The sequence below is a fragment of the Sporosarcina sp. Y838 genome, from assembly GCF_056786515.1.
This window is the reverse complement of record NZ_JBXCJD010000006.1, coordinates 205,891-221,569: the sequence shown is the minus strand read 5'-3', so window position 1 is coordinate 221,569 and position 15,679 is coordinate 205,891. Positions and strand designations below refer to the sequence as shown.

At 42.1% G+C, this 15,679-nt stretch carries 15 protein-coding genes; 14 read left to right on the top strand and 1 reads right to left on the bottom strand.

The window, feature by feature from the left end:
- From pheA to AC1TO4_RS10840, 11 genes are all read left to right on the top strand, one after another.
- Window positions 1–891, top strand: a complete 891-nt coding sequence (pheA, locus tag AC1TO4_RS10890) for a prephenate dehydratase (RefSeq protein WP_482100843.1) — start codon at window positions 1–3, stop codon at window positions 889–891.
- Window positions 892–1,199: 308 nt separating this feature from the next.
- A complete protein-coding gene (locus AC1TO4_RS10885; RefSeq protein ID WP_482105325.1) occupies window positions 1,200–2,537 on the top strand; it encodes a LysM peptidoglycan-binding domain-containing protein in 1,338 nt (445 codons plus the stop codon).
- Window positions 2,524–3,414 (top strand): phosphotransferase, encoded by an 891-nt coding sequence (locus AC1TO4_RS10880; RefSeq protein WP_482105324.1) that lies wholly within the window; start codon window positions 2,524–2,526, stop codon window positions 3,412–3,414. Before AC1TO4_RS10885 ends, AC1TO4_RS10880 begins: the two co-directional genes overlap by 14 nt.
- 13 nt (window positions 3,415–3,427) lie before the next feature.
- Window positions 3,428–4,156 (top strand): YebC/PmpR family DNA-binding transcriptional regulator, encoded by a 729-nt coding sequence (locus tag AC1TO4_RS10875; RefSeq protein ID WP_482100840.1) that lies wholly within the window; start codon window positions 3,428–3,430, stop codon window positions 4,154–4,156.
- Between the two features lie 150 nt (window positions 4,157–4,306).
- Complete coding sequence (locus AC1TO4_RS10870) at window positions 4,307–5,542, top strand: ATP-binding protein (protein WP_482105323.1); 1,236 nt, start codon at window positions 4,307–4,309, stop codon at window positions 5,540–5,542.
- 176 nt (window positions 5,543–5,718) lie between these two features.
- Entirely contained in the window at window positions 5,719–6,324 is a 606-nt protein-coding gene (gene ruvA / locus AC1TO4_RS10865; RefSeq protein ID WP_482105322.1) for a Holliday junction branch migration protein RuvA, read from the top strand.
- Between the two features lie 32 nt (window positions 6,325–6,356).
- Window positions 6,357–7,367, top strand: a complete 1,011-nt coding sequence (gene ruvB / locus AC1TO4_RS10860; protein ID WP_482100837.1) for a Holliday junction branch migration DNA helicase RuvB — start codon at window positions 6,357–6,359, stop codon at window positions 7,365–7,367.
- 28 nt (window positions 7,368–7,395) lie between these two features.
- Window positions 7,396–8,445, top strand: coding sequence for a tRNA preQ1(34) S-adenosylmethionine ribosyltransferase-isomerase QueA (gene queA, locus AC1TO4_RS10855; RefSeq protein WP_482100836.1), 1,050 nt, complete (start codon window positions 7,396–7,398; stop codon window positions 8,443–8,445).
- A 1-nt stretch (window position 8,446) separates the two neighbouring features.
- Complete coding sequence (gene tgt, locus AC1TO4_RS10850) at window positions 8,447–9,586, top strand: tRNA guanosine(34) transglycosylase Tgt (protein WP_482100835.1); 1,140 nt, start codon at window positions 8,447–8,449, stop codon at window positions 9,584–9,586.
- A gap of 40 nt (window positions 9,587–9,626) precedes the next feature.
- Complete coding sequence (gene yajC / locus AC1TO4_RS10845; protein WP_482100834.1) at window positions 9,627–9,893, top strand: preprotein translocase subunit YajC; 267 nt, start codon at window positions 9,627–9,629, stop codon at window positions 9,891–9,893.
- Between the two features lie 152 nt (window positions 9,894–10,045).
- Window positions 10,046–10,687 carry a DUF421 domain-containing protein gene (locus AC1TO4_RS10840; RefSeq protein ID WP_482105321.1) on the top strand — a complete coding sequence of 214 codons (642 nt, stop codon included), beginning with the start codon at window positions 10,046–10,048 and terminating at the stop codon, window positions 10,685–10,687.
- Here AC1TO4_RS10840 and AC1TO4_RS10835 read toward each other — a convergent pair.
- Complete coding sequence (locus tag AC1TO4_RS10835; RefSeq protein WP_482105320.1) at window positions 10,681–12,228, bottom strand: putative polysaccharide biosynthesis protein; 1,548 nt, start codon at window positions 12,226–12,228, stop codon at window positions 10,681–10,683. The two genes, AC1TO4_RS10840 and AC1TO4_RS10835, sit on opposite strands and share 7 nt — an antisense overlap.
- A 285-nt stretch (window positions 12,229–12,513) precedes the next feature.
- Between AC1TO4_RS10835 and AC1TO4_RS10830 the strand changes: the two genes are divergently transcribed.
- The 3 genes from AC1TO4_RS10830 (at window position 12,514) to secDF (ending at window position 15,662) form a co-directional block, all read left to right on the top strand.
- Complete coding sequence (locus tag AC1TO4_RS10830; protein WP_482105319.1) at window positions 12,514–12,651, top strand: hypothetical protein; 138 nt, start codon at window positions 12,514–12,516, stop codon at window positions 12,649–12,651.
- Window positions 12,652–12,892: 241 nt separating this feature from the next.
- Window positions 12,893–13,213 (top strand): post-transcriptional regulator, encoded by a 321-nt coding sequence (locus tag AC1TO4_RS10825; protein WP_482105318.1) that lies wholly within the window; start codon window positions 12,893–12,895, stop codon window positions 13,211–13,213.
- A gap of 178 nt (window positions 13,214–13,391) precedes the next feature.
- The gene (gene secDF / locus AC1TO4_RS10820) at window positions 13,392–15,662 is read left to right on the top strand and encodes a protein translocase subunit SecDF (protein WP_482105317.1); all 2,271 of its coding nucleotides are present in this window, start codon (window positions 13,392–13,394) and stop codon (window positions 15,660–15,662) included.
- Window positions 15,663–15,679 lie beyond the last annotated feature (17 nt).

Genomic DNA, 15,679 nt, shown 5'->3' with positions numbered 1-15,679 from the left:
ATGGAAAATGGAAAATATACACCAAGTGTTGCCTATTTAGGACCAGAAGCATCATTCACACATGTTGCAGCAAACAATCTATTTGGATCGTCGGGACTGATTCCGTTTCCGACGATACCGGATTGCATTGAAGCAGTGGTGGAAGGGCGTGTTGCCTATGCGCTTGTCCCGCTTGAAAACGCATTGGAAGGGTCCGTACCGATGACGATTGACTATTTGTTTCATGGCAAAGATCTCTTCATCAATGCCGAAACATCAATTGCAGTTAAACAGCATCTCATGGTTAATAAAGCTCAAATTCCATTTATTAATGAACTGGAATCCATTAATTCTCATCCTCATGCTCTTGCTCAATGTCATAAGTACTTACAATATCATTACCGCCGTGTCCCGTTGATCCAGACAACGTCAACAGCAGCTGCCGCCAAATATATTTCCGAGAACCCGGGAGAAAAAATCGCTGCAATCGGAAACGAGTTATCAGCCGAAAAATACGGTCTACATATCGCAGAAGAAAATATACATGATTTTCATTTTAATCATACACGGTTTGTCATAGTATCATTGCGAAAAGGTTTATTGGAAATGGAAGGCCATTCCGAAAAAATTAAAACAACATTAATGGTGAAACTGCCTGAAGATGATCGTTCAGGGGTACTACATCAGGTACTATCCGTTTTTGCATGGCGCAGGCTCAATTTGAGTAAAATTGAATCAAGGCCGATGAAGACAGGGCTTGGAAACTATTTCTTTATCATTGATGTAATGGAATCTGATGAACATCCAATGATGAAGGGCGCATTGGAAGAACTTGCTGCACTAAACTGTTCTGTCAATTCGTTCGGATCTTATTATACATACGACCAACTGCCGACACGTCATTTAAAATGACAGTGCCGGTTTTTTTGTTTTCAAGCCTTATGCCTGTCGCATCTACCCAGGACGTTTCCGCTTTTCATGATGTCTAGCTTCAACGTCCAGATGCTCGGGTCATAAGTCGGTCTGACATTGCGGAAAAGACACCGCTCCGCCATTCCGCCTTATGCCTGTCGCATCTACCGGAACGTTTCAGCTTTTCATTTGAATAAACAACCCATTCCAGCATATACATGGTTAGAGAGGACATCTCGTCAAAAATGAGCGTCACACAGACGGGCGTCCGTTCATACGATGAGTTGATGGAAGGGGGAATTTTTTAAGTGGAAGTCCATATTGTGGTAAAAGGGGATACGCTGTGGAAGATAGCGCGTCAATACGGTATCCCGTTCGAAGATTTAAAGCGGGTGAATGCGCATCTCGCCAATCCGGATTATATTGTGCCTGGGATGAAAATATTCCTACCCAAAAAACACCATAATGCAGGACAGCAAGGAACTAAAGGTGATAAAAAAGAACATGTTAAGCAACCTGAAAAAGGGAAGGGGCAAGTGCCTCCGCCACCAAAAAAAGAAGTAAAGCCGGCGCCGCCAGCACCCGTACCGTTGCCGAAAGCACCAACTCCGGTACCCATACCGATAACATTACCTCCAACGCAAATGGAATCGCCGTTAATAGCGCCACCAGCGCCGCCAGCTCAAATGCCGGCACCTACTCCAGTACCGATGCCAATGCCGACGCAAACGCAGACGCAGACGCAAATGCAAATGCAGATGCCAATGCCAATGCCAATGCCAATGCCAATGCCGGAGCAAATGCCGATGCCGATGCCAGCACCAACGCAAACGCAAACGCAAATGCAAACGCAAACGCAAACGCAAATGCCGATGCCGATGCCAATGCCAATGCCAATGCCAATGCCAATGCCAATGCCTGTACAGCCGTGTCAGATGCCTACATTCGTACAGCCAATTATAGGGATTCCGTGTGGCTGGATGCCAATCCATGATGCGGATTGTTATCCGTTCATGCATTCAGGTCAAATTCAAGCGATGCAATGTCCGGAGGTACCAATGCACCATGCTACTCCGCCAATGCAAATGCCATTACCATCAACACAGTTTCCGATGCCTGAACTGGAATCACCAATCCTCCCCGTTCAGCAACCTATAATGGAGTTAGAAGAAAGTCCTCTTATTGAGGGATGGGAATTAATTGAATCACCAGAGTTTATGACCACAGAATCACCTGGTTTTGTCATGCCGCACGCTGCTATGTGCCCAGATGAGCAGCCAGTTGCACCCGCATTAATGTTTGACGAATCACCAGAATTTGACCTACAGCCACCTGTTCCGTGTCCTCCTGAGCAAAGCTATATACCGCAGTTAATTTCACCAGCGGCTGAAACACAATGGAATCCTGCACAATTCGGTTATCCCATGCAACAGCCGAGTCCACCGCCTGGATGCGGATGTGGGTGCCCAGGATGTAACGAACAGCAACAGCACCATCATCACCACCAACAACTACCATGTCACCAGCCAATGATGCTTCCGCTTTATTACGGGCAGCCATGTGGATGTCCTACATGCATGCAACAAGCACCGCATAGCGGAATGGCTCAGCCTTATAACGGACCGAACTGGTATGGAGCGTATTGAAAGGCCTGTGGGGCCGGACGGGAAATTAGAAAAAATAAAAGATAATGTGTGGAAGTTGGAAAAAGACGGTAATCGATTTTCGGTGAAACGTTACCATTCCAGCTCCACTGCCATGAAAGTACATCGTATACATCAGGCACTCCGATCTGTATCGTTTCCACATGTTGTAGATGTTATTAAGCAAGAAAATCAGCTGACGTTTGTTCAACCTTGGTTGGATGGCGCAAAAGCAGTTAATTTTAAGAAAAGAGCAGATCGTACAGATTCGCTTGCTGCTCTTCATGCTCTTCATGAAACGAATGCACAACTCGACTGGCATGCCTCACCTTATTTACATCCGTACCCCCTCATCGCGAAGTGGGAAGATCGGATAAGTCGATTCCGCGAAATTGGCGGAGCATGTGAGGCATATATTGGAAAAGGCTTTGTCGATGAAATCTTGTTTTATGCTTTAAACGCGATTAGCGCTGTAAAGAAAACCTATAAAGACAACTTGGATGGAACGTTGCTTCATGGGGATGTCGTCCATCATAATATTCTTCGTGATAGAAAAGGGAGTATTCGTTTTATCGATTTCGATTTGGCAAGCACTGGTCCAGCGGGTACTGAAATTGCCCTTTGGATACATCGTGTGCTTCCCCAAATCGGATATGATATTGATTTTTTATTTGATGAACAACCTTCACTGCAAAAGCTCGATCATGCATCAAAGACGTTGCTTCTTTTTCCAAATGAACTGCTCCGCGAATGGCTGCACTTCTTTTCCCTGACACCGTCAGCTAGGGAGAGGCAAGCGAAACAGCTAATCCCTTTTACAAAATCCGCACTCTCTCATTGGCCGAAATTATGGTATGATATAGAGCGGATTAACATATAGGGGGTAATGTCAGGTGGCAGGGCATTCGAAGTGGAAAAACATACAAAATCGTAAAGGTGCACAAGATGCAAAACGCGGTAAGGTGTTTCAAAAGATGTCGAAAGAGATTTTTGTGGCGGCAAAAACAGGTGGTCCGGATGTGGATTCGAACGCAGCTCTTCGCCTGGCTATTGAAAAAGCAAAAAGCGTCAATGTTCCGAATGATGTCATTAAACGTGCGGTGGATAAAGCAAGTGGGTCGGGTGCAGATGAAAACTATGAAGAAGTCATCTATGAGGGATACGGCCCCGGTGGAGTGGCTGTTCTCGTTTACTGTTTAACAGAAAATCGTAATCGGACTGCTCCGAATGTTCGGGTAGGTTTCAGTAAAAATGGCGGTAATCTTGGTGAAGCGGGTTCAGTAGGTTACCTGTTTGTTCGCAAGGGACGTCTTTTCATTGAACGGACGAACAGCACTGATGAAGATGCCGTCATGATGGCTGCGCTTGAAGCTGGGGCTGATGATATCGATTCAACGGAAGATGGCTTTGAGATCATCACACAACCATCAGATTTTTTAACAGTAAAAGAAACACTTGAATCGGAAGGAATCAATTTTATTTCTGCAGAAATTGAGATGATTCCTTCTATGTATACCGCTTTAAGCGGAGAAGATGAAGAACAGTTTGAAAAAATGCTAGAAGTCCTTGAAGATAACGACGACGTTCAAGACGTTTACCATAATGCAGAATTGAAAGATTAATTTTGATTCATAGTAATATCCATCCACTAAGCAAGATTGGTGGATGGATATTTTTTTTAGAGTGATTGAATTATATACACTAGCGTCGTTCCATAGTGTACAATTTCAATGAAGAATGTAAATTGATGAAAGTCAGGAAGGAAGTTTGGCTTGATAGAAACAATATTATTAAATTTCTTGTTTTTACTATTTCCGGTTTTAACGGCCTTAATTTTCTTTGAAGATAAGTTAACGAATTCCAATAAATACATACTCGTTTCGCTTTCGGCTGTTTCCCTCATATTTTGCATGGCATTCCCTATTAAATTAGATCAAGGATACATCATAGATTTGAGATATATTCCGTTTATAATTGTAGCTCTTTACGGTGGGTATAAGATGGTTTTTCCACTATACCTCGTTTTAAATGCTTACCGGTTTATCATCGGTGGAGAGGGAATTTATCAATCACTCATTTTCTCCACTCTCATTTTTCTAGTGATTCCTTTATTGCATAGTTATTTCATACGTCAGTCCTCACATAAAAGAGTTTTTTGTGCAACAGTTACCGGTGTATCAGTATTTTCTTTTTATTTTTTTACATTAAGTTTTGTTTTCCCAAAGCTAACCGTTGAGTATTGGACATTAGTGCTCTTTTATATAACCACTCACCTCGTTGTGGTATTCATTATCGTGTCTATTGTCGAAAAAATTATTACTAATATTAAAAAGCGGGAATTGTATTTGCGTTCAGAAAGACTGAATGACATAAGTGATTTATCGGCTAGCATAGCCCACGAAATTAGAAATCCTTTAACTGTTACGAATGGCTTCCTGCAGCTGTTAAACGAATCGAAAACAATTACATCCAATGAAAGAGCATATATAGATTTTTCTATAAAAGAATTGAATCGGGCAGAACAGATAGTTAGTGATTTTCTAATGTTTTCGAAACCACAAGGAGAAAGTATGGTTTTATCTGATTTTAGAAAAGAAGTTGAATACGTGGAAAACATTATGCATCCTTACGCCAAGATGAACCAAGTAGATATCCAAGTACATTTTACCAATACATTAAAAAGGAATTATGATTCAAATCAAATTCAACAATGCCTCATTAATTTATTCAAAAACGGGATTGAGTCGATGCAACAAAATGGGGGAACGCTTCAAGTCGATATATCGGAATACAAAAAGAATATACTGATCACTGTTAAAGACAGCGGAATTGGTATGTCGAAACAAGGAATTTCTCAATTGGGAATACCCTATTATTCTACAAAAGAAAAGGGGACAGGCCTAGGAATGCTAATGGTTTATAGTACAATTAGGCATTTGAATGGGGAAATCAAGGTGGAAAGCAGTGTCGGAAAAGGAACCACTTTTCTGATTACCATACCCGTATAACTTCATTGATTAAAAACGAGGTACTTGCTATGATATATGTAATCTGCTAAAAACGACTGTACAACCGGTGGCCGCCGACAAAGCGGCCATCTTTTCTTTTGCAAAACGACTCCTGTTAAAGGTAGAAGGTGCGTTCGTATGGTATAATTGGTTAATATATATAGGGGGAGAGAAGTTTGTACGACTACATAAAAGGGCAGGTCACACGTGTGACTCCTGAACATATCACACTTGAACAAGGTGGAATTGGTTGGCTTATTGCAACGCCGAATCCATACGCTTTTCATAAAACTGAAGATATTCAGCAAGTGTTCACTTATTTGCATGTTCGTGAAGACATCCAACTGCTCCTTGGCTTCAAAACACTTGAACAGCGGGAGTTATTTAAAAAGCTAATTACCGTTTCGGGTATCGGACCTAAAGGGGCCCTTGCAATACTCGCAAGCGGTATTCCATCACAAGTTATTGGTGCCATCGAACGTGAAGACGAGACTTTCCTAATTCAATTTCCCGGAGTGGGGAAAAAGACTGCTCGACAGATGATTCTAGATCTGAAAGGTAAATTGTATGATTTATTTAATGCAATGGACATGCCCGAGGATGATGTCACACTACTGACGATGGCGGAGAATGGAGCACTTGATGAAGCGTTACTCGCATTGGAAGCACTGGGTTACTCACAGCGCGAACTGACAAAAATAAAATCAAAATTAGAACAAGAAGAGCATGATACTGAGGGTTATATGAAGTTGGCACTTCGGTTACTTCTGAAACAGACTTAAATTTTTATCAATGAGAGAAAGGAGGGTGGACAATGGAGGAACGTGTTATTTCGGGAGAAGTATCGGATTTCGATGAGCGCTTTGAACAATCGCTCAGACCACAATTTCTAAGTCAGTATATCGGACAGGAAAAAGTGAAGGAAAATCTCAGTATTTTCATTGAAGCGGCAAGAGGCCGAAGCGAAAGTTTAGACCATGTCTTATTATATGGACCGCCTGGTTTAGGGAAAACGACGCTCGCAACCGTTATTGCCAATGAAATGGGCGTCAATATTCGAATGACTAGCGGACCTGCTATTGAACGCCCTGGTGATCTAGCGGCAGTCGTTTCATCCCTTGAGCCAGGGGATGTGCTATTCATCGATGAAATACATAGGTTGAATCGCGCGATTGAAGAGGTGCTATATCCCGCAATGGAAGACTTTTGTCTAGATATCGTTGTTGGGAAAGGGCCATCTGCACGGTCAATTAGGCTTGATTTGCCGCCATTCACTCTGATTGGTGCAACAACACGTGCCGGAGCATTGTCTGCGCCTTTGCGCGACAGATTTGGTGTTCCGCTCCGACTTGAGTATTATGATGTTGAACCACTTAAAGAAATCGTCATTCGTAGTGCAGGTCTATTTGAAGTTTCAATAGACGGTCTGGCAGCTGTCGAAATCGCCCGCAGGTCTCGCGGTACCCCGAGAATTGCGAATCGACTGTTGCGTCGTGTACGCGATTACGCACAAGTCAGGGGTAACGGCAGCATTACTTTAGATATGGCGAATGAAGCACTCGAAATGCTTCAGGTCGATTCCAGGGGGCTTGACCACATCGATCATAAGTTACTGGCAGGAATGATTGAGCGCTTCAGAGGGGGACCCGTAGGCATCGACACGATATCAGCAAGTATTGGTGAAGAATCCGTGACGATAGAGGATGTCTATGAACCGTATCTGCTGCAAATAGGTTTTATTCAGCGTACACCACGCGGACGTGTTGCAACTCGTCTTGCTTATGAACATTTCGGATATTCGATTCCGGAGCATCATGAATTTTAACTTACTTATAAAGGGAGAATATATGTAGATGGATGTAAATGAATTCGATTTCGAACTACCAGATAACTTGATAGCGCAAACACCGCTACTAGACCGCACAGCAAGCCGCCTGATGGTTCTCGACAGTGAAACTGGGGAAGTGGAGCATCGTCATTTCCGGGACCTTCTTGATGAACTCGAAGCTGGAGACATGCTCGTTCTGAATGACACGCGCGTACTGCCTGCAAGGTTAATGGGTGTTAAAGAAGAAACTGGAGCCATGATTGAAGTTTTACTCCTGAAACAAACAGGAGATGATGAGTGGGAAACACTTGTAAAACCCGCGAAACGTGTGAAGCTTGGAACAATTGTCACATTTGGTGACGGACGTTTAACTGCAACATGCACCGGCGTTATGGAAACGGGCGGACGGGCATTTAAATTCCGTTACGAAGGTATTTTTTATGAAATTCTAGATGCCCTTGGCGAAATGCCTTTACCTCCTTATATTACTGAAAAGCTTGATGATCAGGCACGCTATCAAACGGTGTTTGCGAAAGAACGGGGATCCGCCGCGGCACCGACGGCAGGACTTCATTTCACGGATGAAATTCTGGATAGCATTAGGAATAAAGGAGTGAACATTGCATTTATCACGCTGCATGTTGGTTTAGGCACATTCCGTCCCGTCAGTGCAGATACGATTGAGGAACATACAATGCATTCCGAATATTATCATGTGACCGAACAAGCAGCGGATGCCATTAACCAGGTAAAAGAGTCTGGAGGACGTGTCATAGCGGTCGGTACGACATCTGCTAGAACTTTGGAGACCATAGCATCAGCTAATCATGGTAAAATCGTATCTTCAAGCGGGTGGACATCTATTTTTATATTCCCGGGATATCAATTCAGTATTTTAGATGGCCTTGTAACTAATTTCCATTTACCTAAGTCTACATTAATCATGCTAATTTCAGCTTTATCAACGAAGGACCATATACTTGCAGCATACAAACGAGCGGTTGCGGAGAAATATCGCTTCTTTAGCTTTGGAGATGCAATGTTCATCAAACCGTCACAAAGGAAGGAACTATAAAATGCCAGCAGTCACATATGAACATATAAAAACATGTAAACAGACCGGGGCTCGTCTTGGAATCGTCCATACACCGCACGGATCATTTGAAACACCAGCATTCATGCCTGTGGGTACGCAGGCAACCGTTAAGACAATGTCTCCTGAAGAACTGAAGGAAGTCGGAGCGGGTATTATTTTGAGTAACACATACCATCTATGGCTACGTCCAGGGCAGGATATCGTCGAAGAAGCAGGGGGTCTCCATAAGTTCATGAATTGGGATAGACCGATTCTAACTGATTCAGGCGGCTACCAGGTGTTTTCATTGAGCGAATTCCGCAAGATTAAGGAAGAAGGCGTCCATTTTAGACACCATTTAAATGGCAGTAAACTCTTTCTAAGTCCCGAAAAAGCAATGGAAATCCAAAATTCACTAGGTGCAGATATCATGATGGCATTCGATGAATGTCCACCATTCCCGGCTACACGTGAGTATATGAAAGCAAGCGTTGAACGAACGTCCAGATGGGCTGAAAGGTGTCTAGGGGCACATGCACGTCCAAATGACCAGGCGCTGTTCGGAATTGTGCAAGGGGGCGAATTTGAGGATCTGCGCGCGCAAAGTGCAAAAGACCTAGTGTCACTTGATTTCCCGGGTTATGCAATTGGAGGACTTTCCGTTGGCGAGCCAAAGGATATCATGAACCGTATTCTGGAACACACGACACCTCTTCTGCCATCGGACAAGCCACGTTACCTGATGGGTGTAGGTTCTCCTGATTCACTCATTGACGGCGCAATCCGCGGTATTGATATGTTCGACTGTGTCCTACCAACACGCATAGCGAGAAACGGTACGCTCATGACGAGTGAAGGGCGTTTGAACATCCGTAATGCGAAATTTGAAAGGGATTTCCGTCCACTTGATGAAAATTGCAGCTGTCATGTATGTAAAACCTACAGTCGGGCTTATATTAGGCATCTGATCAGAGCAGATGAAACATTCGGTATCAGGCTGACTTCTTATCATAACCTTCATTTTCTTCTTAATTTAATGGAGCAAGTAAGGGAAGCAATTCGCCAAGATCGTCTCGGAGATTTCCGTGAAGAGTTTTTTGAAAGCTACGGATTTAATAAACCGAATGCAAAAAACTTTTAAATCTTGTATAATTAATCTTGATTGAAAGGGGGCTATTTATATGAGTGGAGGATTAGTACAATTATTACCATTCGTTGCGATGTTCGCAGTGATGTGGTTTTTGTTAATCAGACCAGCACAGAAGAAACAAAAAGCGACGAAACAAATGCAATCAGATTTGAAACGTGGAGATAAGGTCATCACAATCGGTGGAATTCACGGTACAATTGACGCTGTAGATGATTCATCGGTTTTCCTAAAAGTATCTGAAGGCACTACGTTGCAGTTCGACAGACAAGCAGTAGGTCGAGTAACGACTTCAATTTAATCACACCGAAGTTTAAGTGTTTTTTTAAAAAAACAAAGAAGCGATTATTTGACGGGCATTTTCCCGTTCAGATAATCGCTTCTTTTTACATAGTTTTCATGTATATTTGTACAAGCATAAAGGGCAAGCTGTCTTAAAAAGGGAGGATCTTTATGTCTGAATTTCTGACCATCGTTTTTCGAACGGTGTTCCTTTATATACTCATTTTGATCATCTTGCGTATCATGGGAAAAAGGGAAGTCGGCGAGTTAGGCGTTATCGACGTAGTTGTCTTCATAATTATGGCTGAAGTTGCAGCAGTTGCTCTAGAATCCCCCGATGCAAAACTGAGTCACTCCGTTCTCCCAATGATTATTCTTTTAATTATCCAACTTGTTTCTTCTTACTTTTCATTGAAAAGTAAGAGATTCAGAGACATTGTTGATGGTGAGCCGACACTTATTATTAGACATGGGCAAATATTGGAACAGGAAATGAGGAAACAACGTTACAATCTTGATGATTTGTTTCAGCAACTTCGCGAGCAGCAAATTGGTTCCGTTCACGAGGTCTCGTTTGCTTATTTAGAGCCTTCAGGGAATCTGTCTGTTTTTATACATGACGATATCCAACCAGTGCTTTCCCTTATTTCTGATGGTGTAATTCAGACTAGACATTTAGAGCTCATCGGAAAAACAGATGCATGGCTTTTAGAGGGACTTAAGCAGCTCGGTGTGAATGATGTTGATAAAATCTTTTACTGTTCATACGAAAATGAACAACTGAAGTTTCAACTAAAAGTCGAGTATCAATAACTTTTCAAAAGTCTCTTGAATAAGAATAAATCACTCTTCTTAACTTGACCCGTTAAAATTAGAATTACAAGTAAAAAGAGGGTTGTGATTGCACATTCCGTTATTAAACCAAAATCCCCAATCGGAATAAAGATTGGCCGCATAATGCAAGTCATGATGAATGAAGCATAAGGCAAGGCAAACATAGTGAAACCGGTAGCAGTTGATTTGTTTTTACGTAGCGTCGCGATATGTAGAAATGAAGTGATTAGTACACCGAATCCTATGGCAAGGACAGCTCCTGTTACCTGTAACCCTGGCTGGGATGCAAGAATGAACATGACTGCCAATTTCGCAATGCCACCGTATACGGAGTTCATCATTCCTGCTTTGGCATCCCCTGTTGCTTGTAAAATGGAGTAAAGAGGGCCTTGAATATAATAAAAGAAAAAAACTGGAGCTAGAAGAGCCATATAGGATGCCCCTTGGGTAACATGGAACAGCTTTACGGCCATCTCCTCTCCATGTATGAAAAAAACTGCGGCTGCAACAGTACCTGTCAATGCGGATAAGCGGAGTGACAGATGAATCCGTTCTTTCAACTTGCTCGTATTGCCCGATGCAACAGCTCCGCTGACAGCAGGTACCAGGACGACTGATAATGCATACGGGATGAAGGCGGGGAAAAGGAGTAACGGAACAAGAACGCCCGATACTATTCCATATAGTGAAGTTGCGGCTATGACGGTAACTCCTGAAAAAGAAAGAGCACGAAGAAAAATAATAGGCTCAAGAAACCAAGTAAACGTCCCAAATAACCGGCTGCCAGAAGAAGGCAGGGCAATGGCTAGAAGGGGTTCCATTGGATAGCGTTTTACTTTCCCAGTCTGTTTTGGACCCCGTTTTTGTTGTTGTCTGTATTTAAACAGTAAATACAAGACAGAAAGGACTTCCGCTAATAACGTAATTCCCATTGCATAGGCAGCATTCATCGCCGTATTATCAGATGAAAGCAGCTGCGGCAATAGTCCTGTAATTAGGACGATACGGCATAATTGTTCGATAATTTGCGACCAGGCTGTTTCCTCAATCCGTGCGATTCCTTGGAAATAGCCGCGGATTAAGCCGCCAATTGCCGCAATGGGAACAATGGCAATTCCAACATATAATGTCATTGAAGAAGCAGAATTACCGAGAAGTGTCTCCGATAGATAAGGTACAAATAAGATGGAAGCTGGAATGAAAACAGTCCCCGTCAAAATTGTGATGAGGGAAGCGGTTTTCATTACGGAAGCGATTTTTATGGATTGCCCTTTCGCTTCAAGCTCAGCAATTACTTTTGCTATAGCAATCGGCACACCTAACTGGACGAGCGATAGAAAGAAGATGAAAGCGGGGTAAGCTGTCATGTAAACACCCACGGCCTCTTCACCGGCAATCCGCATAAATTGGATCCGGAAAACAAATCCTAAAAGCTTAGTTAGAAATACGGCAACCATCAGAACGACAGTTCCACGGATGAATGAAGACAATGTAAGCAACTCCTTCTTAATTCCAGTCATTTCGTATACCTCAAACATATGTAGAAATCCATCCATTAAATACTGTCATATCAATGTTTTTATGCTGTAAAATAATATACATATTAGATTAAAGATTCAGCAAGCTACCATCCCTGTCGGTAACCTACTTATATGCGTAAACTGAAGGACATATTTTCATTGACTCGTTGCAATGTGAACCGATTGAAATATTAATAGAACGAAAAAAGATTTTTGACGTTGTATGAATACTTTTCTAGAAGCAGGAAATAGTAACAAAAGTAGATACAGATTGGAGGGATTAAGATGAAGCAAAAACAAAGTTTTGCACTAATGTCAGTTATTTTATCAGCAGGGCTTTTGTTCGGCTGCAACGGTGTGGATGAAGATGAGCCGGACCCATCTGAAGAACCTACAGAGCAACAGGAAGACAATAGTCAATAATTATCGTTTTCTAAAAGAGAATTCATGTAAAAACATCGTTCAAAACAGGACGGTGTTTTTATTTTATTTTTTAAATCTAACTTACTAACGAAAACGCGTGTATATATAGGTACAATGAGTTAGAATATAGAAGATAAAACCCCTAAAGAAGGCATTCAAAAAATCGTTAAAACGGTATATCATACACAAACGTATGCGGAATTATACATCCTTACGACTGCCCAGGAGAGGAATGGGGAAAGTGACTATACAATTCAGACAACTATTTGATCACATGCTACCTGCAATAGAAAGTAAAAAGACTGAGTTTCATCTGTATGGGTACACGACAGTAACTGATGCGGATATTTGGACGTTTTGTGTCAAAAAAAAATGGCGTAAGAATGATATAGAGAAAATGGGATTGCATGAAATTGCGAATGGGATCCTAAAAATCTCACCTGCTGAGTTTATGACGTATACTCAGATCGAAGAACAACGCGGTTCAAACTGGTTTTCAGGTTTGAACAGTGACGAACTACAAATACTTCTTACACCACACAAATCGAAAAAGAAGTTATAATACTACTATTCGACCATTTGACACATGATTGGCCGTGTTTCATAATAGATATATTATATATTTAATTGGTTAGTCTACAGCGCCTAGTTGTTGCATAGGCGCTGTAGCTATTCTCGGAGTATGTACATAGGTAGAATGAGTACAGCTGCACTCCATACTTAGAGGGGGAAATGGGATTATGAAAAGAAGAGGACGGATTGTAGCCTTTCTATTATTAGTCGTCTTTTTTGGCTTGACGATTGGAACGACTACTAGTCCGATAGTGAAAGATGTAAAATTGGGCCTTGATTTACAGGGTGGTTTTGAAGTTCTTTATCAAGTTGAACCATTGAAGGAAGATGGGAAGCCAATAACTGAAGAAATGGTTAAAGATACTGCGAATGCGCTTTCGAACAGGATAGACGTACTCGGAGTTAGTGAACCAAGTATTCAAATTGAATCGAATAATCGTATTCGCGTTCAGCTTGCAGGGGTTGAAGATCAGGAATCTGCACGGGAACTCCTGTCAACGCAGGCGAATCTAACTTTCAGGGATGCGGATGACAATCTTCTTCTTGACGGTAACGACTTGAAGGAAGGAAAAGCCAAAGCGAATTTTGGGGAAACCAACAATCCAGTTGTTACACTTGAAATGAAATCACCGATTAAGTTCGGTGAAGTCACGACGAAGATTGCACAGAAAAAGCCGGAAAACGTAATGGTAATTTGGCTAGATTTCGTAGAAGGCGAAGATTCTTTTAAAGAGGAAGTCACAAAAGAGAAGCCGAAATTCGTATCTGCACCTTATGTACAGAGTCCAATTAATTCTTCAGACGTTGAAATATCTGGATCATTCACCGTGGAAGAAACGAAAAACCTTGCGGGAATTTTAAACGCAGGAGCATTGCCTGTACATCTTGAAGAGGTATATTCTACTTCGGTCGGTGCACAGTTCGGTGAACAGGCACTCAACAAGACGATTTTTGCTGGAATTATTGGTATCTCACTTATCTTTATTTTCATGCTTGTTTATTACCGTTTGCCTGGTTTAGTGGCAGTTATTACATTAACGATTTATATTTTCATCATATTGCTTGTCTTCACACTTATTAATGGTGTACTGACTTTGCCGGGAATTGCGGCACTTATGCTCGGGGTCGGAATGGCCGTAGATGCAAATATCTTAATGTATGAAAGAATACGTGAGGAATTGCGTGTTGGGAAATCCATCAAGACCTCGTTCATGGCGGGTGCAAAATCATCATTCTCAGCCATTCTTGATGCAAATATTACGACCATTATTGCAGCATTAGTCCTGTTCTATCTCGGGACGAGCTCTGTAAAAGGTTTCGCGCTAATCCTTATCATCAGTATACTAACCAGCTTCTTAACAGCAGTATGGGGATCACGCATATTCTTAGGGCTATTAGTCAATAGTGGCGTATTTGATGGCAAAACAGCATTGTTCGGTATTTCGAAAAATAAGGTTCATGCACCTGAAGAACAAATTGAAACATTGGATCTTACGACGAAATTTGACCGATTCGATTTTGTCCAAACACGTAAAAAGTTTTATGCTATTTCTGCCGTATTGTTAATTAGCGGTGCAGTTGTGCTAGGTATCTTCAAGTTGAATCTTGGAATTGATTTCTCAAGTGGGACGCGCGTTGAAGTACTTGCTGACCACCCCTTGAAGACTGAAGAAATATCTTCGTATTTGGATGAAATCGGACACCCAACAGATGATATCGTCATTTCCGGTGATACAGGAAATATGGGTGTTATGCGTTACAAAGATGAGTTTAATCAAGAAGAAGTCAACAAGCTAAAAGTGGATCTTGCCGCCGAATTTGGTTCTGAACCGAATATCTCGACGGTTTCAGACACAGTCGGTAAGGAACTCGTGAAAAATGCAATAACATCGTTGCTTATTGCTATGCTTGGTATCGTCATTTACGTTGCATTTCGTTTCGAATGGCGTATGGGGGTCGCGACCATAATCGGTCTTTTCCATGATGTTTTCTTCATGGTAGCTGTGATCAGTATTCTGCGCCTAGAAGTCGACATCACCTTCATCGCCGCAGTGTTGACCATTGTCGGATACTCCATCAATGACACGATTGTGACATTTGACAGAATCCGAGAAAATATCAACCACCGCGGACGCATCGATGATGTAGCAGAACTTGCGGATATCGTAAACAGATCATTGCGCCAGACGCTTGGACGTTCTGTTAATACGGTACTCACAGTCGTCTTTGTTGTAGTAGCACTTATGCTATTCGGTGCAGAATCGATTCGGACTTTCTCAATCGCACTTCTGATTGGATTGTTTGCAGGAACTTATTCGTCGATTTTCATCTCCGCTCAAATCTGGTTTGACCTGAAAAAGCGTGAAATGAGAAAAAAAGGCGCCATTAAAGTTGAGGATACAAAGAAAAAATGGGGCTCAGACGAACCTGTCGTATAAATAATACAATGTAAAGT